This window comes from Plantactinospora sp. DSM 117369, from assembly GCF_053764795.1.
This window is the reverse complement of the sequence record NZ_CM132446.1, coordinates 5,660,750-5,682,239: the sequence shown is the minus strand read 5'-3', so window position 1 is coordinate 5,682,239 and position 21,490 is coordinate 5,660,750. Positions and strand designations below refer to the sequence as shown.

The following is a 21,490-nucleotide window of genomic DNA, read 5'->3' as shown; positions in this document are numbered from 1 at the left end:
TGTCGTGTCGAGCAAGTCCGGTTGCCGCCCGGTGGTACCGAGGCGTGTGGATTGAAGGACTAACTGCGCTCCGGCCCCGCTACGGCATGTCGGCATACCGGGAAGGCGGGGTGGTGGGCGGGCGCCACGCCAAGTAGGCACCTACTGCCATCCCGATGGTGAGCAACGTCCCGAGGACGACCGGCATCCACGAGTTCGGCTCGCTCGTTTCGTGAACGTTGACGCAAGGATTGCCGGTCGGATGGCGGATCCGGATGTGGTCGCGCGCGCCGAGTGCCGGTCGGTCCGTGGACGATCGAAAGTTCGACTCACACTGCTCGCCGCCACTCGCTCTGAAGCGGACGGTCAGGAAGGTTTTTGATCCGCGATGCTCGACCTTTACGATCTCAGCAAGAACGTCGGATCCCCTCATATCGCTCAGAGTCGACGAGACGAGTCCTGTGGTGATACCTAGACCCAGTAGGAGTCCGAGGGTGAATACGATCCGCATGCGGGTTAATGAGCGGCGGGTACGAGACACGCCAAGATCGTAAGGTCAGCTGTCAAAAGCCGGCGTCGCGACGCTGTTCGCGAAGGGCCAAACTTGCTACGCCACCGTTGCTGTCTGCAGGCCAGGCTCTGGTCGGTGACGCCAAGCCAGTGTCGGGTTGCGATCAACATCCGCTCATGCCGCCGTCCGTGCGCGGCCACCCGATGGGAGCCGCCACACCACGTGACTGCCTTCCATATCGGTCGAGAGCCGTAACTGCTGAAAGTCCCGTGCGCGGCATGGACAGCAAGCTTGCTCAGGGTGGCGCGCTCCTCAGATACCGGGAGAGAGGTCTCCTTGTCTCTCTCGACCGGTATCGAAGAAAGCCGTCAGGTATGCCTGCGGGTCCAGGCCACTGTCCCTGATCAGTGAGAAGACTTCCGCTCCGTGTCCCGGTTCGTCGAACATCCGGTATGCCTGGGCGAGCCCCGCGAAGACCGTGTCAGGCTGCTCAGCCGCGTACCCGAGTGCCTCCGCTTCTGCCAGCGCAACCGCCTGGTCGAAAGTCTCCGCCCGCCACAGTGTCAGTCTCTCCTCGTACGCCTGACCCGTCGGACTGGACCCGACGCGGAAGACACACCGCACGGAGAACCAGTCCACCTCACCCAGTTGCGCCTCGTCGTTTGACCTGTCCACCCCCACATCATCCTCCCGCGGCTGCGGCTCACCGACGCCGACTCACACCCTGCACAGGTTGCTGATCAAGTCTCGGTAGGTGTCGACGTTTGGCTGGCCGGAGACAGCGCCCGCCCAGCGTTCCCACAGGCCGTCCGGGGCGAGGTAGCGGTCAGCGTGGTTCGTGCCGAGCCGAAGGTCGACGTGCTGTAGGGCGCCCAGCGCCCAGCGCTGGTCGTAGCGAAGATCGAGTCTAGGTAGATAGCGGTCGAGGTAGGCGATCAGGATCTCGGCGTCCTGGTGGTCGCCGAAGGCGGCGAGGGCGAAGCAGTAGGCCTGGCCGCTGAAGCAGCCTCGCTGGCAAGCAGCAGGTCACCGATGGTTTCCCGAAACCGGGTACGTCTGCCGATCCCGATGAGGTAGGCAGCCACCAACCGCGGTCGCCAGTTCGGCATTCTGCCGGGTTGGAGCAGGAAGACAAGTTCCTCATCGCTGATACGGCGAGCATCCTGGCGCAGGGCGTCGACAGTCGAGACGTTCTTCGGTGCGTCCTGTCCGCCGAGATTGCCGTGCAGAAGGTCCAGATAGCGGGGGCATCGCGGCTCTGATGCGACGATGACGTAGCGGCGGATGGTGCCGTCAGCTGGATCCGGTATCGGCGGCAGGTAGTCCACGGCAACATCCTCCCTGGCTCGACGCGCCATCGCTGCCGCCGTGCATATCCGGATCTGCCGCCGTCCGAGTGTGACAGCCGTCGGTCGGCGCGTTCGAGCCGGTCAGCTCACGCCGTGCCGTCGAGATAGCCGACCTCCGTGGAGCCCGACGCGATGCGGACGCGATACCCCCAGTGCCGTAAGACCAGAGCGATCTTCGCAGCGCCGGCCGGGTTGGCGGAGTGGACATTGATGACGCCGACGTCAAAGGGACGCTCGTCGAAGGCCGCCCGTTCCAGGACCTCCACGACCGGCCAGATCGCGTCGTCCCCGCCAAGGTCGTGGTCCAACCACAGCTCGTCCAAGCGCCGGTCCCGGTACCGACCGAGGAGTTCAACTCCAGCGGCGCTGGTCCGGGCCACCTCGGCGCTACGGCCATCCACGAACGAACGGAGGTCATCCACCAGGACGATCGTTCGGGGGGCGGCGTTCACACGATGATGATGCCTGGACGGTCATGATCCGACATCCGGATTTGCCGCGATCCGCGCGCCGACCGGACTCTGTTAGTAACTTAGCGTGAGCGGCCGATGTGGGCTACCGGGCTGGCTGGCCGACGACGGAGCCGAAGTGCAAACATCCCGGCGCCTGTGTACGTCTGGCGTACCTGGCTCTGCATTGGAACCCGTACGCCGACACGAGTAGGCCTTGTACCTTGGGGTCGCCGCGTCTCAGCGCTCGCGCCGAGATGCGTGTCAGGGCAGGTTGTCCGGACGCTTGTCTGAGGCGCGTCGCTGGCTGCGGCGGTCCTGGAGGTCCGCAGCCGTCGCAGCCGGCCTGGCTTGTCCGGCGACCGGATCACGGGGTGAGGAAGCGGGTAGTGGTCGGCCGGACCCCGGCCAGGACGCCGTGGACACGGCCGAACTGCACCATCGCCTCGTCGCACGAGCGGATCCGAGCCTGCATTCGCCCGACGAGCACATGGTCGCGGGAGCCTCGGTAGCGTGCGAGCGTCGCGGCAACCCGCTCGGCCGCAGTCATCGCGACGAGTACCGAACCGGCTGCTTCTACCGGATTCGGCTCCCACCGGGCTTCCCGCCCCGAGAACGTAGCGCTGTCGGCGATGCCCCACGGCAGACCGTGAACCATGCCCGATAGCAGCCGGTACACGGCCGGGAGATAGCCAAACGCTTGTGCCACCAGGTCCGTCGCCCTGGTGGACAGCGGTTCTTCGGGGCTGCCCGCACAAATCCGGACACCCTTGATGCGGCCGTCCGGGCTCCCACCCACGACCTCGATCCGCGCCCGCTCGACCAGAGCTGTCAACTGGTCTCGTTGCGCCTCGATGGCGGCTTCCGGGGAGGCCATATATGCGTTGCCGGGAACGTCGCTCGCGTGTTGCCTGGATTTGCCGTCGCTGCGCATCGGCTACTCAACCCCGTTCGTGACGCTCCTCCTGCGCGTGCACGGCAATAGCAAGACCGAACGGGACGCCCTCGCCCGCCGCCGCGAGTTCGACCAGATCACCACCGTCCTCGTCGCCGAAGCGGCCGCCGAGGGTGACCTCCGCGCGGACATCGCCCCCGGCGTGACGACCCAGCTGCTGTTCGGCATGGTCAACTCGGTCATCGAGTGATACCGGCCGCAGGGCGGTCTCGGCGCGGCGGAGTTCGCCGACATGGTGGTGGTGGCGGTGGCGTTCGACGGTCTGCGCGTGCGCCGGTAGCCGTTCAGTTCGGTGTGAACACGATGCGCTTGCTGCTGTCGACCGGCCGCGACCAGGCGCGTTCGACGTCGCTGAGCGCGATGGGGTCGGGCTCCACGGCGAACGTGCCACGCGCGATCTCCGCGGCCACGGTGGGGATCTCGGCCGCCATCTCGGCGGCGGTCAGCGATCCCTGTCCGCTGCCGACGAGCTGCAGCCGGGACGACCGGAGCACTCCGGCAGGCAGCGTGGCCTGCGCGCCGGCCATCTCGCCGAGGTTGACCCACGTCAGCGGCCGGAGGAGGTCGGTGCGTCCGGCGACCAAGGCGGCCATCGCGGTCTCGGCCGGTTCACCCCAAAGGAAGTCGAGCACCACGTCGACCTCGGCACCGAGCCGTCCGATCGTCTCCGGGTCGCCGGTCAGGGCGGTCGCGGTGGCGCGGGGGATCGCGGCGAGGCGCTCGGGGTCGCGCCCGGCGGCGATCACCTGACCGGCGCCGAGCAGCCGGCACACCTGCACCGCCATCCGCCCGGTGCCGCCGGTGGCGCCGAGGACCAGGACGTTCTGCCCGCGCTCGAAGGTGATCCGCCGCGTGAGCGCGAGCCAGGACGCGATCGCGCAGTTCAGCGTCGCGGCCACCGGCACCGGATCCGAGCCGTCGGGCAGGACGAAGGCACGCCGGGTGTCGATCACCGCGCGTTCGGCAAGCGAACCGTACCGGCCGCCGAGAGACATGAAGTACCAGAGCCTGCCGTCGCTGCCACGCCCCACACCGTCGATGCCCGGCACGACGGGCAGGCTGTCGCGCGAACTGGTGTAGTGCGACCCGACGGCCTGCATGCGAACGCGGGGGTGTAATCCGGCCGCCAGCACGTCGACCACGATTTCGTGCTCCTCCGCCGGCTGTGGCTCGTCGAGCTCCAGGTACCGCGGCGCGGTGCCGAACGCGGTGACCACAGCTGCTTTCATCGTCACTTCACCTCGTCGAGAAGGGCGGCGAGCTCGGCGACGCCCGCTGGGCGCCCGGGGGCGGTGAACATGCCGTCCGGGTCCAGGTACGCGAGCTGCGCCGGGGTGCCGGGCGCGAAGCGACGGCTTTCGGCGAGCAGGCCCACGTCGTAGGTGTCATAACCGAGTGAGTCGATCAGGCCGGCGACCACGGTCTTGGCCGCGGCGTCGTCACCCGCGATGGGCACCGCACTGCGGTCGGGCGCTCCGGCCGGGCGGGCCAGCTCGGGCAGGTGCTTGAAGTACACGGTGCTGAACGCCTTGACGACGGACGAGTCCTTCAGGTGCGTCTGAAGCAGCAGATGGGACGGAGTGTCACCGTTCTCGATCTCCGGGACGCTGCCCTGGCGGGCCGGGTCGTAGTTGAGCGTGTCGATGACGACCTTGCCGCGCAACGGCTCGGCCGGCACCTGGCGGTAGGCCCGCACGGGGATGGTCACCACGACGACGTCACCCGCGGCCGCGGCCTCGGCCGGAGTCGCCGCGCGAGCCCGCGATCCCAGCTGTGCGACGAGGTCCCGCAAGGACTCCGGCCCTTTGTCGTTGCTCAGGACGACGTCATGTCCGGCGCCGACGGCCAGTTGCGCGAGTGCACTGCCGATCCTTCCACTACCGATGAAGCCGATCGTTGTCATGATCCGAATCTAAACGGATCAGAGCGAACGACCTATGCTTAGAAGAACGCGTTTTGTTCGCGATCGTCCGGAGGCCTGATGGACCCGCTGAGCGAGGTGCTCTCACTGCTGAAGCCGCGCAGCTACCTCACGGCCGGGTTCGACGCCGGTGGCCCCTGGGCGCTCGAGCTCGACGACCTGGCCGGCCGGATCAAGTGCTACGCCGTCGTCCGGGGCTCCTGCTGGCTGACGCTCGAAGGCGGCGAACCGGTGCGGGTCCGGGAGGGTACGTGCTTCGTGCTGCCCACCGGCCGCACGGCCGTCATCGGCAGCGACCCGGACGTCGAACCGGCGCGAGCGTCGGACGTGCTCGATCCCGACCGCAGCGGCCAGGTCGTCACCTACAACGGCGGCGGGGACGTCTACCTGGTCGGCAGCCGCTTCGAGGTCGCCAGCCCGCACGCCGAGGTGCTCCTGCGCACCCTGCCACCGCTCATGCTGGTCGAGACCCTCGGCGACCGCACCCGGCTGCGCTGGTCCATCGACCTGATGATGGAGGAGTTCCGCGAGGCGCGGCCGGGCTCGGACCTGATGGCCCAGCACCTGGCCCACATGATGCTGGTCCAGGCCCTGCGCCTGTACCTGTCCATCCGCTCCGGCGACGAGATCGGTTGGTTCGCCGCCCTCGCGGACCCGCAGATGAGCGCGGCCCTTGCCGCGGTGCACGCCGACCCTGCCCACCCGTGGACCGTGCAGGAGCTTGCCGCGCTCGTCGGCATGTCCCGCACCACCTTCGCCGAGCGCTTCCGCGCCCGCGCCGGCGAGACACCGATCGCCTACCTGACCCGTTGGCGCATGATGCTCGCCGGCGAGAAACTCCGGCACAGCGACGACACCATCGCCCGGATCGCGAGTTCTCTCGGCTACGTGTCCGAGCACGCCTTCAACACCGCCTTCAAGCGCGTCATGGGTATACCGCCCCGGCGTTACGCCCGTTCCACGGCAAGCGGAACCACAGCGAGCACCAGATAGGCGGTTTGGCGCGGTTGCGGAGTTCATGAAGACATCTCCCGACTCGATTCATCTGGTGCCGAACGCACTGCCCGTCTTGTCGGGATGATCTCGGCCCCTGTTTACGTACCGTGACTTGAAGTTTCAACCGTCACTCGTAAGGCTTGACGCGACGTTACTCTTTTGTTTGTTTTGCACCAGAATCCTGCAATCACGGTTGCGCTTGCCGCCGCTCGTGTCGATATGGGTCGCCCGATCGTGTGATTTCCAGGCATGGATCGATGGCCTTTTCCGTCCTACGCGGGACCTTCGACTCTGCGAATCAGACGGATGTTCCGGTGAGGCGCTCGGCCTCGGCCCACAACCGCGCGGCGGCCTCCTTGTCTCGCGCGCGCCAGGGCACCCGGACGGGCCTGGTCGGCCCGACGAGGGCCCAGCGGGGTCCGTAGTAACCGCCCTGAACGGCGCCGGGGTCGGCCGCGGCGTATAGGAGCGGCTCGGTGCCCTGGACGGCGTCCTGCGAGGGGACGACTCGGTAGCCGATGGACTCGAGCAGGCCGGGGCGGCCGCCGTTGAGGTGCGGGCCGGCGGTCGTCAGGTTGGTGCGGGTGTAGCCGGGGTGCGCGCCGACCGACAGCAACGGCCAGCCGCGCTCGGTCGCGAGGTCGGCCAGGTGCACCGTCATCAACAGGTCGGCGAGCTTGGTCTGGGCGTAGGCGCGCATCGGGCTGTACCGCCGGCTCGACTGCAGGTCGGCGAAGTTGATCCGGCCGCCGGTCGCGGCGCCGCTGCTCATGGTGACGACCCTGGGCGCGGGAGCCTTGAGCAGCAACGGCAGCAGTCGGGCGGTGAGGGCGAACGGACCGAGGAAGTTGCTGGCCAGCTGGAGTTCGAAGCCGTCCACCGTCTCCGTGCGCGCGGGCACGTTCATCACGCCGGCGTTGTTCACCAGCACGTCCACCGGCCTGCCGTCCGCGACGAGCCCGTCGGCGAACTCGCGCACCGAGGCCTGATCGGCGAGGTCGAGCCGGTGAACCTCCAGGATGGCGCCGGAGTGCGCGGCGAGGATTTCCGCCTTCGCCTGCTCGCCCTTGGCCTCGGTGCGCACCGCGAGGACCACGTCGGCTCCGGCCCCGGCGAGCCGTTTAGCTGCCTCCTTGCCGGTGCCGCTGTTCGCACCGGTGACGACGATGCGCTTGCCGTGCTGGTCAGGAACCTCGTACATGGCGAACCCCTTTGCGTACCGGTGGTCTGTTATCAACCCAAGGTAACGTACCGCCGGTCTCTTAATAAAGTACCGCCAGTCTGTAACATGAGACACGTGACCTTCCAGCGAGCGCGCACCGACGAGCAGCGCACCGAGCGGCGGCGGCAGATCCTCGACGCCGCGGCCGCGATGCTCGCGAAGATGCCGGTGGCCGAGCTGAGCCTCACCGCGCTGAGCCGCCGGGTGTGCCTGGCCAAGGCGAACGTGCTGCGCTACTTCGACTCGCGCGAGGCGGTGCTGCTGGAACTGTTGGAGGCGCAGATGGCGGAGTGCATCACGGAGCTGGAATCCGCTCCCGCACCGGACGGCTCCGCGCGGGAGCGTGGCGACCGGCTGGCCGACCTCTTCGCCGTCTCACTGGCCGCGCGGCCGATGCTGTGCGACCTGATCGCCTCTCAGGCGACCGTGCTGGAGCGCAACATTTCGGTGGAGACGGCGATCCGGCACAAGCGGAAGATCCGGGAGTCGCTGCAGGCCCTGGTCCGGCTGGTCCTCCGGTACCTGCCCGAGCTCGGCGACGAGGACGCGAGCGCCCTGCTGCAGACCGTCATGCTGACAGCGGTGGCGGCGTGGCCGGCGAGCCGGCCTCCGCAGGCGTTGCTCGCCGCCTACGAGGCGGACCCGAGCCTGGCCACCATGTGCATCGACTTCGCCGACGCGGTGCGGCGGAGTGGTGAGGTGACCGCGGCCGGACTGCTCGCGCAACAGCAATAAAGCTACTTCAGATGAAAACCGGGCAGAGGATCCTCAAGCCTGCCTATCGGCTTCTGACAGGCTTCCGCCAGCAGGAAGAGACAAACGGTGGCCGAGCGACGTGATCGTGCGTTGCCCGATCGCGGCGACTCCGTCATAAGTCGAGTCAGAGTGAACGCGAACCAACCCATGCCCTTCGAGAACTGCCAGAACACCATCAAGGACCGCCGCCAACTCAGGCAGAGCACGTGCGAGTTGGTCCCGGTCCCACCCACGCGGGGCCTTGCCCGGCTCTGTCCATACCTCCTCAGGCGGCAATGGTTGTACAGCGAGATGTTGTAGAGCGGCGACGTGTACCCCATCAACACCTGTGACTGCGGCAGCGATCGCAACCGCCTCGGCCGTGGATCCGCCCCGACTTGGCTCACGACGCTGCGATCTTGGCGATAACGGGATCGTGACCTGGGGCTTCGTGGGTTTGCCGCGGCGGATATGCACACTGAGCCGGGCGCTCAGGGGCCGTGGAGAGGCGGTGTCTCCAGCGTGCACACTAATGCCGAGTTGAGCGAGCGTCGTGGAGGATGTGAGTCGTGGACGCCCGGATCGACCTTGACGAACCGGCTCTCCGTCTCGATCGGCTTCGACCCCAGTGGGAGTGGACCGCGACGGTCGGCCCCTTACAGAGGTCGCCGCGGATGTCGTGGGAATCGAGGCGGCGGTACCCCGCCTGAGGCTCGCCGAGTGGTAGAGGCACCGTCCTTCTCGGTGCGGCGTTTGCGGAAAGGATCTGCCGTGCAGAGGGCCGCGCGACGGTCCGTGAGCGTGGCTAGGCGGAGGCTCTCAGGGGCTCGAGGGCGGCCAGGACGAGGTCGAGGCCGAAGGTGAACTCCTCCGCCGGGTCGTAGCCGGCAGCGACGAGCGCCGCGGCCGACTCGTTGAGGTAGGGGAACTCCTCAGGAGGAAGCTGGGGCAGGAAGACGTCCTCGGTCATGTCCGCGAGCTCGTCGGCGGTGTCGAACGGCAGGCTGGCTTCCTGTAGGGCGAACCCGTAGACGTAGCTGTCAAGCAACCAGTTGGCGTGCGTCGCCATCACGACCGAGAAGCCGGCCCTGCGCAGGCAGGCGGTGACCGCTTCGCGGTGGCGCAGGTTCGCGGGCCCCGGCGATGTCCGCGACTCCATCAGGCCGATCGCCCACGGGTGGCGTGCGAGAACCTGCCGGGCGGATGCCGACCGCCGTCGCATCGCCGACTGCCAGTCGGTCTGCTCGGGCGGGAGCTCGATCTCCTCGAACACTACGTCGATCATGGCGTCCAGCAGCTCTTCCTTGCTGGCCACGTAGTGGTAGAGCGACATCGCGCCCGCGCCGAGCACGCCGGCCAGCCGGCGCATGCTCAGCCCGTCGACCCCCTCGCGGTCGGCGAGCCGGATCGCCTCGACCACCACCCGCTGCTTGCTCAGCCCCGCGTCCGACGCGACCTGGCGTTGCTCCCTGGCGGCCACAGGTCTCCTCGCTCCCTCGCACGGCTTGACAATCGTACGTCGTACGCCCATAGTACGGCGTACGACGTACGGTGTACGAGCCATCATGGACCAGCTTAGGAAGCCGGAGAAGCCTCGAATGGGTGCGGCAGCGACAACGACGGGTACCACCCCGCCCCGAGCGCTCCGAGAGCGGGTCGTCGGCGCGACGGCGATCGCGTTGACAGCGTCGGTGGCGATCCAGAACGCGGTGGTGGTCTGGGCCGGAGCGCCCGCCTACGGGGACCCGATCAAGGAGGTGCTCGCATTCCACGCAGAGAACCGGTTCGCGGTCGCGATCGCGGTCGGCCTGGAGGCGCTGAACCTGCCGCTGTTGCTGGGGTTCGTGACCGGTCTCCACGGGCTCGTCGGGCGCCGCGGGGGTGCGGGCGCGGACTGGTCGCGCCTCGCGGTCGCCGCGGGCGCGACTCTCTCGGCGGTCTTCGCGCTCTACGCCGTTCTGTGGAACGGAGTCGTGCTGTCCGCCGGCGAGCTCGCTGAGCCGAGCCCGGCGTTCGAGCTCGCCTGGCAGCTGCATGCAGCAGCGTTCGCGCTGGCACTGCCGGCGCTCGGCACCACCTTCATCGGCGCTGCGCTGGCGGCGCATACGAGCGGGCTGACGCCGCGGTGGCAGCGTCTACTCGGAGTGGCCGGGGGAGGCCTGCTGCTCGCCGCCGGGGCGGCCAACCTCGCGATCGCGGACGGCTCGGCGTTCCTGTTCGTGGGGATGCCCGGCTACGCCGCCTGGCTCGTGTGGCTGCTCGCGACCGGCGTACGGCTGATGCGCGCTCGAACAGCCGACCGTCCCGACAACGCGTCGGCCTAGGACGAGGAGGAACGAAGGCCCTGTCACACCCGGATGTTCATGCCCGCAAGCAGTTCGCAGAGTCAACACGGACCCGGCCGCCCCGCGCCCGGTTCTCGAAGGTGAGATCGGGGAAACTGCCGGATTTCCCGGGCGTGATGGAGCATCGACACAGTCGCCTAGTACTGCAACGGCACTTGTAGTGTCGTTGCCGCTGCCCGCGCGTTGATTTTGTGTGTCGTACGTTGATGTCGTGTCGTGGCAGGGCGAGCTTGATGGGTTGCTGGATCAGGTAGGCGGGCGTTTTGCTAGGTCCGAGCCGCGTCAACGGGTCCGCCGGTACGTTGACGGGCTCATCGCCGGCCTGGAGCGTAAGAACGGCTGGACGTTGGCCGAGCATGCTGGTGAGACCGGCCCGGATGGTATGCAGCGTCTGCTGCGCCGGGCGGACTGGGACGTCGATGGTGTGCGTGACGACATCCGCGACTACGTGGTCGGCCGGTTGGGGCATACCGGGGCGGTGCTGGTCGCCGATGACACCGGGTTCATCAAGAAGGGCATCCGGTCGGCCGGGGTGCAGCGGCAGTACACCGGCACGAGCGGGAAGAAGGACAACTGCCAGATCGGCACGTTCCTGGCCTATGTCGCCCCGACCGGACACGCGTTGATCGACCGGCACCTGTACCTGCCGGAGTCGTGGACCACCGACCGGGACCGGTGCCGTGACGCCGGGGTACCCGACGACGTCGAGTTGCGGACCAAGCCGCGTATCGCCATCGACATGGTGCAACGGGCGATCGATGCGGAGGTGCCGTTTACCTGGTTCACCGCCGACGAGGCGTTTGGGCAGGCCAAGTACCTGCGGGTGTGGCTGGAGGAGCGGGACGTGTTCCACGTCGTGGCGACCCGTTGCAACGACGACGTGTCCGCGCGTGGGATCGGCCGTGGCCGGGTCGACGCCATCGTCGCCCAGTTGCCGACCAAGGCTTGGCGGCGTCTGTCCTGTGGGGATGGTGCGCATGGGCCGCGGGACTACGACTGGGTGAGAGTGCCGATCCGGCCGTGGTGGGCGCCAGGGCGCGGACACTGGCTCCTGGCCCGACGCAGCGTCAGCGACCCGATCGAGATCGCGTACTACATCTGCTACGCGCCGAGGCGAACCAGTCTGGCCACCCTGGTCTGGGTCGCGGGTCGGCGGTGGCCGGTCGAGGAGTGTTTCAAGCAGGCCAAGCAGGAAGCGGGCCTGGACCACTACCAAGTGCGTACCTGGCGGGGCTGGTACGCCCACATCACGTTGTCGATGCTGGCCCTAGCCTGGCTGGCGGTCATCCGCGCCGAGGAAGTAAAGGGGGCAAATCGCTCAATGATGAGCAGCTCATCCCCATCACCGTTCCCGAAGCCCGCAGGCTGATCATCAAACTGCTTCAGGCCCGTTACCCGACCAACGACCACACCATCACCTGGTCACGACTACGCCGCCGCCGACAATGGCAAGCCCAACAAAGCCACTACCGGCGACGACAACCCAAATAAGTGCCGTTGCAGTACTAGGGCGTGTCCTGTCGATCATGAGTCGGCGGTCCTGGTCATGGCATGCTTCTGTCGTGTACTGGACCGAGGATCGCCGGCGTTTCAAGCGTCTGGTCGAGGCGCTGTCGGGACGGGCGGATGCGCGGGCTGAGGCCGAGATGGGTGCACCTCTCGATCCACGGCTCGAGGACTCGCTGGTGGATGTGATGGCGGGCGAGGAGCAACTCGGGCTGGAGACGCTCTGCGTCAACCTCCTCGACTACCGGGTGCGGCTGACAGGCGAGGAACACGCGGTGATCACCGATCTCGCGCGACGTTGGGATTTCGACGTTCGGGTCATCGGTGAGCTGAACGAGCTTGTGGTCCCGGATGACGCATCCAAGCGCTCATGAGAGCCAGATGATGGTGGCGATGAGTACGAGGCTGGCTCGGTACAGGGATGCCCGCTTCGCGTAGCGGGTAGCCAGGTCGCGCCATTGCTTGAGCCGGTTGAAGCAGCGTTCCACGACGTTGCGCTTCTTATAGACCGCGCGGTCGAACGCTGGTGGTCGTCCGCCGTTGCTGCCCTTGGCGGTGCGGCGGGCAATCTGGTCCGAGCGTTCCGGGATGACGTGCCGGATCCCGCGAGCGCGTAGGGCACGGCGGGTGGAGTCGTGGGCGTAGCCCTTGTCCGCGATCAGCACGTCAGGACGTTTGCGGGGCCGGCCCGGCCCAGGCACGTTGACCCGGATCGCGTCGAGCAACGCCAAGAGTTGGGGGTTGTCGCCGGCCTGGCCCGGGGTGAGCAGGATCGACAACGGCCGGCCGTGTCCGTCGACCGCGAGGTGGATCTTCGTGCTCAGCCCCCCACGTGATCGGCCGATGGCCTCGCCATCTTGCGCACCAGGCGTCGCCGCACTGGCCGGACAGCCCCTTTTTTACGGGCGCCAGCGGCATGCTGGTGCGCCCGCACGATCGACGAGTCGACACTGATCCTCCACTGCACCGGTGTGCCGTCGTTATGCACCTGCGCCGCAGCCAGCACCTGATCCCAGGTGCCGTCAGCTGTCCACCGCCGTAAGCGTTCGTGGCAGGTCTTCCACGGTCCGTAACGTTCCGGCAGGTCCCGCCACGGCGCACCCGTACGCAGCTTCCACAAGATCCCGTTGATGACCTGCCGGTGATCCCGCCACCGCCCGGACCGTATTCCCGGCTCGGGAAGTAACGGCGCGATCACCGCCCACGCCTCGTCGGTCACCTCACCACGACGTACCACCGGAACATGGTCAACGATCCACCGCTACATGATCGACAGGACACGCCCTAGCCGGGGCGCCCGAGCCGGCGCGAGTCTGCGGAGTGTCCTGCCCGCCTGGCTCGTCCCTGGCCACCGGCCGATGTCCACCGCGTTGGCCCCTTGCGCGCTGAGTACCTCGTCGAGCCCCCACGGCCGGTCTACCACCACAGCCGCGAGTCGATCGAAGCACACCCGACCATCGTGTTCGCAGCCCTGGCCGTGTCCCGCTGGATCGAGAACACCACCGGCTGGAGCATCAAACGCTTCGTCACCACCACCCGCCGCTACCGGACGATCGAGGTCCAGGCAGGGCCGCACACCATCACCGCCGCCGACCCTATCCCCGACGACCTCCGCGCCGCACTCGACGCGATCCGCGGCACGCACTAAATGAGCCAAGTCGGGACTCAGGCAGAGCACGTGCGAGTTGGTCCCGGTCCCACCCACGCGGGGCCTTGCCCGGCTCTGTCCATACCTCCTCAGGCGGCAATGGTTGTACAGCGAGATGTTGTAGAGCGGCGACGTGTACCCCATCAACACCTGTGACTGCGGCAGCGATCGCAACCGCCTCGGCCGTGGATCCGCCGTCCCGCAGTTCCTCTGCGAGCACACGAGCGAGAGCCGTGATCTTCTGCTCCAGCGGAGTGCGCGCGGCAGCTTGTTCGAACGTTCGCGCCGCTCGATCTTCTCGGCGATCTCGTGCTCGTGCGAGAACCCGGTGCGACAGCTTCAGCGCCGGCCCGCTCGCTCCCAGGAGCGTTGCAGCGACAGGATTTGCGCCCACCGCGATGCTCGCAGACGTTGCCATCAAGCCGTAGCTCACATCTAGGGCCTGTATAGAAGTTAGTCAGAGCCATTCTTTGATCGCGGCGACGTGGACGGTGGCCTCGTAGCGGACGGCGAGTTTGATGCCCCTATGGATGTCAAGCGGTCGATGGCGCGCTCGTATGCTGTGGTGTCTGGGCGATGAGTTCGTAGAGCTCGCGTGCGACGTAGCGTTTCAGGCAGTGGACCGCTTCGCGTCTGGTTTTGCCTTTGCTGAGGCGGCGGTCGATGTAGGCGCGGGTGCGCAGGTCCCAGCGGAGTCGCGCAATGACGATTTTGTAGAGGGCTGAGTTGGCTTGGCGATCCGCGCCGCGGTTGAGCCGGCGTCGTTGGGTCTTGCCGGAGGACATCTCAATGGGGCTGACTCCGCAGAGGGCCGCGAAGGACGCTTCGCTGGTGAGCCGTTGCGGGTTGTCGCCGCCGGCCAGGAGCAGAGATGCTGCGGTGTCGGGCCGACGCCGTAACGCTGCAGCAGCTCGGGTGTGTGTGGGCGTTGATCGCCTCGGTGATTCGCTGGTTGAGGTCCTCGATCTCGTGGGTGAGTTCGATGATCCGGCGAGCCAGCAGGCGCACGTTACCGGTTGTCGTATGCCGCACGGGCGGCGTCGATGTGGGGAAGGTGCGTGATGCTCCACTCGAGCAGCGGCGCGGTGGCCTCGCGCAGGGTCCGGCCCATCGTGGTCAGCTCGTAGCTGACGTGCGGCGGCATCACCTCGCGGACCGTGCGCGTCAGAATTCCGTCGCGCTCGAGGTCGCGCAGCGTCACGGTAAGCATGCGCTGGCTGATGCCGTCGATGGTCCGCTTGAGCTCGGTGAAGCGCTGCGGCCCGTCCTTGAGCATGCGCACGATCAGCAGCGCCCACTTATCCCCGACGATGCCGAGGACTTCGCGGGCCTGACACGGGTCCTGCACTGGTTACCTCCTGAGAACCGGGGCACCGAAATGCGCCGTATTGCCGGGGCGCGTCGCGGGGATCACGATGTTTCCGGTTACCCAACGGTACCGAGGCACGAGGAGGAACCAAACGGCCATGGCCACATTTCTACTGGTACACGGCGCCTGGCACAGCGGGCGGAGCTGGGACCGGATGGTCCCGCTCCTGGAGTCGGCTGGGCACCGGGTGCTCGCGCCGTCGCTGACAGGCTACGGCGACAAGGCACACCTGCTGGGCCCCGAGGTCGGGCTCAACACCCACATTGACGACATCGTCGGCCTGATCGAAGATGAGCGTCTCGACGACGTCGTGCTCGTCGGGCACAGCTACTCCGGGATGGTCATATCGGGAGTTGCCAACCGGGCCCCGCAGCGGATCGCGCACCTGGTGTTCCTCGACGCGATGGTCCCCGAAGACGGCGAAACCGCGGTCGACGTCCTTCCGGTCACCAAGCAGCTCATCGACGTCGCCGTGGACGGCTGGCGGGTTCCGCCGATGCCGGAGCAGCCGCCGCTGATCGGCTTGTTCGGGGTCACCGATCCCGACGACGTCGCCTGGTTACGCTCGATGCTGTCGGACCACCCGGTGCGGTCCCTCCAAGAGCCGGTCCGGCTGGACAACCCGGCCGCGCGCACGATCCCACGTACACACATCCACTGCGTCAAGGGTCGGCCGGCGGGCATCACCCGGCGTCCCGTCCCAGCAGGCGACCGGGTACGGGAGCTACCGACCGGCCACGACTGCATGATCACCATGCCTGTCGAGCTCGCCCGGCTGCTGCTCGAGGCGGTCTAGCGTGTCCGCCCGGTCGCTGCGGCTTGAGCTCGAACATCCGCCAGATCCGCCCGATCGTGGACGTGGATGAACCAGTGCGTTCGACCATCGGCCTACGCGACCAATGCGTCGCGTAGGCCGGAGTCTGAGCTAGTACGACAGCCGTGGTTTGCCGAAGGTGCGTCTTCGCTGGTAATGGCTGTTCTTGGCCCGGAATTGATGGCGGCGGCGCCATCGTGACCATCGATCGACGAAGTCGCGGCAGCGCCGCTCGGTGATCAGGTGTGCCTGCGAGTCCGCGACCAGAAGGCTGGCCGTCCTCCGTAGACTTTTCGGCTCGTGACGGTAAGCGATCTTGACGGTTGGTCCGCCGGCCTCGACGATCTGATGTCCCGGGTAGCGGGCCGGTTCGGCCGGGTAGAGCCGCGCCGTCGGGCCCGCTCGTATGTGCTGGGCCTGTTGTCGCCCCTCGCGGGCAAGAACAGCTGGACCTTGGCCGAGGCCGCCGGTGACGTCAGCCCGGACGGCATGCAGGCACTGCTCAACCGCTCGGGGTGGGACACCGACGGTGTGCGCGACGATCTGCGTAGCTACGTCGCCGAGCAACTCGGCGACCCCGATGGTGTGCTCATCATCGACGAGACCGGCTTCCTGAAGAAAGGCGTCAAGTCCGCCGGTGTTCAGCGCCAGTACTCCGGCACCGCTGGACGCGTGGAAAACTGCCAGCTCGGAGTGTTCCTCGCCTACGCCAGCACTCGAGGGCGCACGCTGATCGACCGAGAGCTGTATCTGCCGACTAAGTGGTGTGACGATGCCGAGCGGCGCACCGAGGCCGGCGTCGGCACCCAGGTGCGATTCGCAACAAAACCACAACTGGCGTTGCGGATGATCGAGCGAGCGCTGGACGCGCAGATGCCAGCCAGATGGGTCACCGCCGACGAGGCATACGGCAGCGACTCGAAGTTTCGCATCGCACTGCAACAGCGCCGTATCGGCTACGTCGTGGCCGTCGCCTGCCGGCAGAAGATCCCCACCGAGACCGGCAGCGCACGCGCTGACGCCCTGGCCGCTGCCGCACCTGCGCCGGCGTGGAAGCGACGAAGCTGCGGACCCGGCGCCAAGGGCGAACGCCTCTACGACTGGGCCGCCGCGACCCTGCCAGACACCGGCACCGCCGAGCACGGCCACCACCGTTGGCTGCTCGTGCGACGCAGCATCACCGATCCGGCCGACCTGGCCTACTACCTCTGCTACGGCCCGGCCGACACCACCGACGAGCACCTGATCAAAGTCGCGGGCAGCCGGTGGGCCATCGAGGAATGCTTCCAAACCGCCAAAGGTCAAGTCGGTCTCGACGAGTACCAGGTCCGCCGCTACGACGCCTGGTACCGCCACATCACCCTGGCCATGCTCGCTCACGCCTACCTCGCCGTCACCGCCGCCGCAATGGGAAAAGATCACTTCGCCGCGACGAAGGACTCATCCCCATCACCCTCGCAGAGACCCGTCGTCTCCTGGCACACCTGATCACCGAGCGGCGCTGCCGCGACTTCGTCGATCGATGGTCACGATGGCGCCGCCGCCATCAATTCCGGGCCAAGAACAGCCATTACCAGCGAAGACGCACCTTCGGCAAACCACGGCTGTCGTACTAGTAGGACTTTGTTAGGTCGTTGTGGTGTGTCGCTTGTAGGTGTCTGCTGGTGATGCTTGGCTGGCGGGTGTGGATAAGGGTGGGCTAGCGCGGGTCCGGGATCAGCTGCAGGAGTTCGCCTCGGGGGTGTTCGCCGGGTTGTCTCGGGTGGATCAGCGCGAGACGGGTGTGCGGTATCTGCGCGGGTTGATGCTGGATGGGCGTCGTAAGTCGATGCAGCCGATGGCGGCTCGTCTCGGGGTGGATCATCAGCAGTTGCAACAGTTCCTGACATCGTCGACGTGGGACGTGGTCGGTGTGCGACGGCGAGTAGCGAGGACCGCCGTGCAGGTGGTGGCGCCGAGGGTGTGGGTCGTCGACGACACCGGGTTCGCCAAGGACGGGCCAGCATCGGCGTGTGTCGCCCGGCAGTACTCCGGGACGCTCGGCAAGGTCGGCAACTGCCAGATCGCCGTCAGTGTGCACGCGGCCTCCGATGTCGCGTCGGCGGTGCTGGACTGGCGGTTGTTCGTCCCGGAGTCCTGGGATGAGACCTGCGTGCCGGATGAGGCCGGGAAAGTCGCCAACACTCACGCCCGTCGACTGCGCCGGCAGCCAGTCACCCTGGACGAAGCGGGGAAGAAGAAGCCTCACCTGCGCAAAGAGGCGCCGCGCGAGGAACAGATCGCGCAGATCCTGCGCCGCAGGGCGGCGTCGAAGGTGCCCGACGGCGAACGCTACCGGCCGAAATGGCTGATGGCCTTGGAGATGATCGACGAACTGGCCGGCTGGGACCTGTATCCGCCGTTACTGACCGCCGATGCCGGGTACGGCCAGGTCGCCGAGTTCCGGCAAGGCCTGACCGACCGCGGCATCGCCTACATCGTGGCCACCACCTCGAGCACGACCGCCCAGCCCGGCCATGCCGAACCTGTCGAGGTCGCCTACGCCGGAGTCGGGAAACATCCCACGCCGCGATATCCGCATCCGGCCCGCAGTATCAAAGACCTCGCCCTCGACCACGGCGCTGAGCGCGCCGTACTCGTGCACTGGCGGCAACGACTACCCGCAGCTGACAGCGCGGACGACCGACCCGCCGACACGCTGTCCGGACACTTCTTCGCCCTGCGGATCCGCCCCGCCGGCAGAACCGTCCGAGAAGGCCTTCCCCAGCACGGCGACGGCGTCCTGCCCGACTGCTGGCTGCTCGTGCAATGGCCACCCGGCCACGACGAACCCACCGACTACTGGCTGTCCGACCTGCCCACCGACACCACCCTCAGCGACCTGGTCCACCTGGCGAAAAGCCGCTGGCGCATCGAACACGACTACCGCGAACTCAAAACCGGCCTCGGACTCGACCACTTCGAAGGCCGCTCCTGGATCGGCTGGCACCGCCACGTCACCCTGGCCAGCGCCGCCCAGTTGTTCCTCACCCAGACGCGGCTAACCGACCCAAAAGCAACCGGGCGGCCCTGAGCCTCTACGCCGTCCTACGGCACCTGCAATACCAACTCGCCACCTGGCTCGGCTTCTGCCCACACTGCCACCAACCCGTACCGACCTAACAAAGTCCTACTAGTACGGCAGCCGCCGTTTGGGATCTTGCTGTTCGGGTGGGGTGGACGCGAGACGGCCACCGCGTGATCGTCTGTGCGTTGTGGACACAACATCAGATCTTGCGGTGGCCGCGTGCCACAGCGTAGCCGTCGTCCGGTGGGAACGGGTGCTGGCCGGCGTGCTGGGGTGCTTCGCGGGCCGGTTCGGACGGGTGGAGCCGCGTCGTGCAGCGGCGGAGTTCGTGACCGGGTTGCTGGCTGTCGCCGGCGGCCAGGAGCAGAGCTGCTGCGGTGTCGGAGCCGACGCCGTGACGCTGCAGCAGCTCGGGTGTGTGGGCGTTGATGGCCTCGGTGATCCGCTGGTTGAGGTCCTCGACCTCGTGGGTGAGCTCCCCCCGCTTTGACGGAGCGGTGGTTACCTGCTGCCGGCTGGTGCAGGGGTGGTGATAGCTGGCTGGGCCGGATGCTTCTGGCGGGTGTGCCATGCGGTCTCGTACTCGTCGGGGCTGAGGTAGCCCAGCTCGCGTTGGATGCGTCGGGTGTTGTACCAGCCGTCGATGTAGGCGAAGATCGCGTTTTCAGCCTCGTCTCGGGTCCGCCAGCTCGTGCGGTAGACGAGTTCGATCTTCAGCGTCGACCAGAAGTTCTCCATCAGGGCGTTGTCGTACGAGTCGCCGACAGAGCCCATCGAAGGCAGGATCCCGTTGTCCTGTAAGCGTTCGGCGAAGCGAAAGGACGTATAGTTCGACCCGCGGTCGCTGTGATGGATCAACTGGCCGTCTCGGACATCGCGGGACCAGATGCCGTACTCGAGGGCGGCGAGGATCAGGTCGGTGTCACAGCGGTCGGAGGTCTTCCAGCCGACGATCCGGCGGGAGAACACATCCCTCACGGCGGCCAGCCAGAACACGCCCTCGCCGCAGGGGATCCGGGTGGCGTCGGCAACCCAGAGCCGGTTCGGTCCGGCAGCGGTGAACTGCCGGTTGACCAGATCCGGTGCCGGCGTGTGCCGTGGGTCCTGCTTCGTGGAGCCGCCGCGCCAGCCTCGGCGCAGGAACGCACCCTGCCAGCCCTGGTCGGCCATCAACCGTTCGACCCGCTTGCGACCCACACGGATGCCGTCGCGGCGGAGTTGCCGGTGCACCCGGTCCGCCCCGTAGGTGTGCCCGGACGCGTCCCAGATCTCGTGGATGTTGGAGATCAGCCCCAGGTCGACCAGGTCGCGGTCGCAGGGCTGCTCGGCCTGCTGGACCCACGCGTAGTAGGTCGAGGCGCCGATGTTCAGGACCCGTAGCAGGAGCGCGACCGCGAACTGATCACGGTGTTCGTCGATGAACCTCATGACCGTCGCCGGGTCGGGTCGAGCTCCGCCGCGAAATACGCGCTCGCCGTTTTCAGGATCTCATTCGCCCGCCGCAGCTCGGCGACTTCCTTACGCAGCCGACGGTTCTCCTCGGCCATCTCGCTGGTAGGCCGGTCGTGACGCTCGTCGGCGTCGGCCTCGGCCTGACGGATCCAGTTCCGCAACGCCTCGTGATGCACGCCGAGCTGCTCGGCAAGGCGCCGGATCACCGGCTTCGGGTCCGACTCGCGGTACAAGCGCACAGCGCGCTGGCGTAGCTCGTCGGGGTATTTCTTCGGTGCTGCCACGGATGACTTCCTCCCCACGGCCATCAGACCATGATCAAGAAGCTCCATGAAAGCGGGGGTAGCTCAGGACCACAGGATCACCTGTCGCCACGGCTAGGAGCTTTGAAACACGACCCAGATGCTCCTCGATTACGGCGACCAGTTCACTGACGCCGTGAAACCAGCGCTCGCTGTATGCTCGTACCTCTGCACGGCGGAGGTGAGATGCGCGGCGCAGTCGGCGATTACGCGAGCAAGCGGCTGGGTCATCAGGTACGCGTGGAGCGTCTGGGCAACAAGACGATTCATACCTACGTTACCTTTCCCATTCCGGTCCGCAGGCCGGCTCATGGCGCCAGCGTGTCGGAGCTGAGCTGCGGCAAATGCGGTACGCGTTTGCGTGTCCGAGTCCGCAATGCCGCAGGTACGAGATGGGCGCGCAGGGTATGGCTGGCCGCGGCTGTGCCCAGCCTCCTCCTCACGGCCGCCGCCATCTTCGTGTTTGTCCAGTTCGACCGTCCGCCTCCGGACAACAGGCCCTACGTCACGCCGCTGTGGGTCGAGCTGTCCTTCATACCGGCCGGTCTCGGGATCGCCGCGTTCCTGCTCTGTGTCTTCATGTGGTGGCACACAGACGGAGTCAGGTTGATGTCCAATCGCGGCTGGGAGCACCAGCTGGTCTATGCCAAACGCAGGAAGGGCTGAGCTGGTGGATCAGCTCGCCCCGGACCGGTCGGCCAACACCGGTGGGCCGGGTTCGAGGCTCTGGCGGCGGCGTTCGGGGTGGATCGGTCGACCGTGACCCGTGCCATCGGGCAGGTCCGGCCGTTGCTGGCCCGTCGCGGGTTCGGCCGCCCGGGCGGGGTACGACTGCGTACCTTGGCGGATGTGTTCGCTTACGCCGCCGGG

General features: G+C 67.3%; 22 protein-coding genes and 3 pseudogenes. 12 read left to right on the top strand and 13 right to left on the bottom strand.

Annotated elements, in window-relative coordinates; all coding sequences use genetic code 11:
* Positions 1 to 802: 802 nt before the first annotated feature.
* The 4 genes and pseudogenes from ACSMXO_RS24870 to ACSMXO_RS24855 form a co-directional block, all read right to left on the bottom strand.
* The gene (locus tag ACSMXO_RS24870; RefSeq protein ID WP_455413987.1) at positions 803 to 1,165 is read right to left on the bottom strand and encodes a hypothetical protein; all 363 of its coding nucleotides are present in this window, start codon (positions 1,163 to 1,165) and stop codon (positions 803 to 805) included.
* Between the two features lie 42 nt (positions 1,166 to 1,207).
* Positions 1,208 to 1,848, bottom strand: a pseudogene (locus ACSMXO_RS24865) (DUF6000 family protein).
* A gap of 77 nt (positions 1,849 to 1,925) precedes the next feature.
* Positions 1,926 to 2,291 (bottom strand): cyclic-phosphate processing receiver domain-containing protein, encoded by a 366-nt coding sequence (locus ACSMXO_RS24860; RefSeq protein ID WP_455413986.1) that lies wholly within the window; start codon positions 2,289 to 2,291, stop codon positions 1,926 to 1,928.
* Positions 2,292 to 2,655: 364 nt separating this feature from the next.
* A complete protein-coding gene (locus ACSMXO_RS24855; protein ID WP_455413985.1) occupies positions 2,656 to 3,222 on the bottom strand; it encodes a hypothetical protein in 567 nt (188 codons plus the stop codon).
* A 19-nt stretch (positions 3,223 to 3,241) separates the two neighbouring features.
* Between ACSMXO_RS24855 and ACSMXO_RS24850 the strand changes: the two genes are divergently transcribed.
* The gene (locus ACSMXO_RS24850) at positions 3,242 to 3,433 is read left to right on the top strand and encodes a hypothetical protein (protein WP_455413984.1); all 192 of its coding nucleotides are present in this window, start codon (positions 3,242 to 3,244) and stop codon (positions 3,431 to 3,433) included.
* A 94-nt stretch (positions 3,434 to 3,527) separates the two neighbouring features.
* Here the strand turns inward: ACSMXO_RS24850 and ACSMXO_RS24845 are convergent, their stop codons facing one another.
* Positions 3,528 to 4,472 (bottom strand): quinone oxidoreductase family protein, encoded by a 945-nt coding sequence (locus ACSMXO_RS24845; RefSeq protein ID WP_455413983.1) that lies wholly within the window; start codon positions 4,470 to 4,472, stop codon positions 3,528 to 3,530.
* 2 nt (positions 4,473 to 4,474) lie between these two features.
* The gene (locus tag ACSMXO_RS24840) at positions 4,475 to 5,146 is read right to left on the bottom strand and encodes an NADPH-dependent F420 reductase (protein ID WP_455413982.1); all 672 of its coding nucleotides are present in this window, start codon (positions 5,144 to 5,146) and stop codon (positions 4,475 to 4,477) included.
* 78 nt (positions 5,147 to 5,224) lie between these two features.
* Here ACSMXO_RS24840 and ACSMXO_RS24835 point away from each other — a divergent pair, with 78 nt between their 5' ends.
* Positions 5,225 to 6,157: an AraC family transcriptional regulator gene (locus ACSMXO_RS24835; RefSeq protein ID WP_455413981.1), complete on the top strand. Its 933-nt coding sequence runs from the start codon at positions 5,225 to 5,227 to the stop codon at positions 6,155 to 6,157.
* 301 nt (positions 6,158 to 6,458) lie between these two features.
* On the opposite strand, the gene ACSMXO_RS24830 is transcribed toward ACSMXO_RS24835, so the two are convergent.
* Positions 6,459 to 7,361 (bottom strand): SDR family oxidoreductase, encoded by a 903-nt coding sequence (locus ACSMXO_RS24830; RefSeq protein WP_455413980.1) that lies wholly within the window; start codon positions 7,359 to 7,361, stop codon positions 6,459 to 6,461.
* Positions 7,362 to 7,457: 96 nt separating this feature from the next.
* On the opposite strand from ACSMXO_RS24830, the gene ACSMXO_RS24825 reads away from it, so the two are divergent.
* Positions 7,458 to 8,117: a TetR family transcriptional regulator gene (locus ACSMXO_RS24825; RefSeq protein ID WP_455413979.1), complete on the top strand. Its 660-nt coding sequence runs from the start codon at positions 7,458 to 7,460 to the stop codon at positions 8,115 to 8,117.
* A gap of 805 nt (positions 8,118 to 8,922) precedes the next feature.
* Here ACSMXO_RS24825 and ACSMXO_RS24820 read toward each other — a convergent pair.
* Entirely contained in the window at positions 8,923 to 9,597 is a 675-nt protein-coding gene (locus ACSMXO_RS24820) for a TetR/AcrR family transcriptional regulator (RefSeq protein WP_455413978.1), read from the bottom strand.
* A 211-nt stretch (positions 9,598 to 9,808) separates the two neighbouring features.
* On the opposite strand from ACSMXO_RS24820, the gene ACSMXO_RS24815 reads away from it, so the two are divergent.
* The 3 genes from ACSMXO_RS24815 (at position 9,809) to ACSMXO_RS24805 (ending at position 12,342) form a co-directional block, all read left to right on the top strand.
* Positions 9,809 to 10,441, top strand: a complete 633-nt coding sequence (locus tag ACSMXO_RS24815) for a DUF4386 family protein (RefSeq protein WP_455413977.1) — start codon at positions 9,809 to 9,811, stop codon at positions 10,439 to 10,441.
* 214 nt (positions 10,442 to 10,655) lie between these two features.
* On the top strand, positions 10,656 to 11,831 hold the full coding sequence (locus ACSMXO_RS24810; RefSeq protein ID WP_455413976.1) for an IS701 family transposase: 1,176 nt from the start codon (positions 10,656 to 10,658) through the stop codon (positions 11,829 to 11,831).
* 193 nt (positions 11,832 to 12,024) lie between these two features.
* Positions 12,025 to 12,342 (top strand): hypothetical protein, encoded by a 318-nt coding sequence (locus ACSMXO_RS24805; protein WP_455413975.1) that lies wholly within the window; start codon positions 12,025 to 12,027, stop codon positions 12,340 to 12,342.
* Here ACSMXO_RS24805 and ACSMXO_RS24800 read toward each other — a convergent pair.
* A protein-coding gene (locus tag ACSMXO_RS24800) for an IS5 family transposase (RefSeq protein WP_455413974.1) occupies positions 12,337 to 13,205 on the bottom strand; the annotation gives its coding sequence in 2 pieces (ribosomal slippage) (positions 12,337 to 12,854 and positions 12,854 to 13,205; 870 coding nt in all). The genes ACSMXO_RS24805 and ACSMXO_RS24800 overlap by 6 nt on opposite strands.
* 171 nt (positions 13,206 to 13,376) lie before the next feature.
* Between ACSMXO_RS24800 and ACSMXO_RS24795 the strand changes: the two are divergent.
* Positions 13,377 to 13,616, top strand: a pseudogene (locus tag ACSMXO_RS24795) (IS1634 family transposase); the annotation flags it as partial.
* Between the two features lie 533 nt (positions 13,617 to 14,149).
* Here ACSMXO_RS24795 and ACSMXO_RS24790 read toward each other — a convergent pair.
* Together ACSMXO_RS24790 and ACSMXO_RS24785 are read right to left on the bottom strand one after the other, a co-directional pair.
* Positions 14,150 to 14,686 (bottom strand): transposase, encoded by a 537-nt coding sequence (locus ACSMXO_RS24790; protein ID WP_455413973.1) that lies wholly within the window; start codon positions 14,684 to 14,686, stop codon positions 14,150 to 14,152.
* Positions 14,626 to 14,964 (bottom strand): winged helix-turn-helix transcriptional regulator, encoded by a 339-nt coding sequence (locus ACSMXO_RS24785; protein ID WP_455413972.1) that lies wholly within the window; start codon positions 14,962 to 14,964, stop codon positions 14,626 to 14,628. The genes ACSMXO_RS24790 and ACSMXO_RS24785 overlap by 61 nt, the downstream gene beginning before the upstream one ends.
* 118 nt (positions 14,965 to 15,082) lie before the next feature.
* Here ACSMXO_RS24785 and ACSMXO_RS24780 point away from each other — a divergent pair, with 118 nt between their 5' ends.
* From ACSMXO_RS24780 to ACSMXO_RS24765, 4 genes and pseudogenes are all read left to right on the top strand, one after another.
* Positions 15,083 to 15,781, top strand: coding sequence for an alpha/beta fold hydrolase (locus ACSMXO_RS24780; protein ID WP_455413971.1), 699 nt, complete (start codon positions 15,083 to 15,085; stop codon positions 15,779 to 15,781).
* A 366-nt stretch (positions 15,782 to 16,147) separates the two neighbouring features.
* Positions 16,148 to 17,429 (top strand): annotated as a pseudogene (locus ACSMXO_RS24775) (IS701 family transposase).
* A 54-nt stretch (positions 17,430 to 17,483) separates the two neighbouring features.
* The gene (locus ACSMXO_RS24770) at positions 17,484 to 18,872 is read left to right on the top strand and encodes an IS701 family transposase (RefSeq protein WP_455413970.1); all 1,389 of its coding nucleotides are present in this window, start codon (positions 17,484 to 17,486) and stop codon (positions 18,870 to 18,872) included.
* A gap of 247 nt (positions 18,873 to 19,119) precedes the next feature.
* Positions 19,120 to 19,356 (top strand): hypothetical protein, encoded by a 237-nt coding sequence (locus ACSMXO_RS24765; protein ID WP_455413969.1) that lies wholly within the window; start codon positions 19,120 to 19,122, stop codon positions 19,354 to 19,356.
* Positions 19,357 to 19,367: 11 nt separating this feature from the next.
* Here ACSMXO_RS24765 and ACSMXO_RS24760 read toward each other — a convergent pair whose 3' ends face one another.
* Both ACSMXO_RS24760 and ACSMXO_RS24755 read right to left on the bottom strand, forming a co-directional pair.
* Positions 19,368 to 20,294, bottom strand: a complete 927-nt coding sequence (locus tag ACSMXO_RS24760) for an IS3 family transposase (RefSeq protein ID WP_455413968.1) — start codon at positions 20,292 to 20,294, stop codon at positions 19,368 to 19,370.
* Complete coding sequence (locus ACSMXO_RS24755) at positions 20,291 to 20,650, bottom strand: transposase (protein ID WP_455413967.1); 360 nt, start codon at positions 20,648 to 20,650, stop codon at positions 20,291 to 20,293. Before ACSMXO_RS24755 ends, ACSMXO_RS24760 begins: the two co-directional genes overlap by 4 nt.
* Before the next feature lie 156 nt (positions 20,651 to 20,806).
* On the opposite strand from ACSMXO_RS24755, the gene ACSMXO_RS24750 reads away from it, so the two are divergent.
* On the top strand, positions 20,807 to 21,286 hold the full coding sequence (locus ACSMXO_RS24750) for a hypothetical protein (RefSeq protein WP_346263595.1): 480 nt from the start codon (positions 20,807 to 20,809) through the stop codon (positions 21,284 to 21,286).
* The last annotated feature ends 204 nt before the right edge of the window (positions 21,287 to 21,490 follow it).

What these genes read in the sequence shown, in the direction of transcription:
- ACSMXO_RS24855 (WP_455413985.1), bottom strand. Translation starts at nt 3,222, where the DNA reads ATGCGCAGCGACGGCAAATCCAGGCAACACGCGAGCGACGTTCCCGGC.
- ACSMXO_RS24845 (WP_455413983.1), bottom strand. Translation starts at nt 4,472, where the DNA reads ATGAAAGCAGCTGTGGTCACCGCGTTCGGCACCGCGCCGCGGTACCTG.
- ACSMXO_RS24840 (WP_455413982.1), bottom strand. Translation starts at nt 5,146, where the DNA reads ATGACAACGATCGGCTTCATCGGTAGTGGAAGGATCGGCAGTGCACTC.
- ACSMXO_RS24835 (WP_455413981.1), top strand. Translation starts at nt 5,225, where the DNA reads ATGGACCCGCTGAGCGAGGTGCTCTCACTGCTGAAGCCGCGCAGCTAC.
- ACSMXO_RS24830 (WP_455413980.1), bottom strand. Translation starts at nt 7,361, where the DNA reads ATGTACGAGGTTCCTGACCAGCACGGCAAGCGCATCGTCGTCACCGGT.
- ACSMXO_RS24780 (WP_455413971.1), top strand. Translation starts at nt 15,083, where the DNA reads ATGGCCACATTTCTACTGGTACACGGCGCCTGGCACAGCGGGCGGAGC.
- ACSMXO_RS24760 (WP_455413968.1), bottom strand. Translation starts at nt 20,294, where the DNA reads ATGAGGTTCATCGACGAACACCGTGATCAGTTCGCGGTCGCGCTCCTG.
- ACSMXO_RS24755 (WP_455413967.1), bottom strand. Translation starts at nt 20,650, where the DNA reads ATGGAGCTTCTTGATCATGGTCTGATGGCCGTGGGGAGGAAGTCATCC.
- ACSMXO_RS24750 (WP_346263595.1), top strand. Translation starts at nt 20,807, where the DNA reads ATGCGCGGCGCAGTCGGCGATTACGCGAGCAAGCGGCTGGGTCATCAG.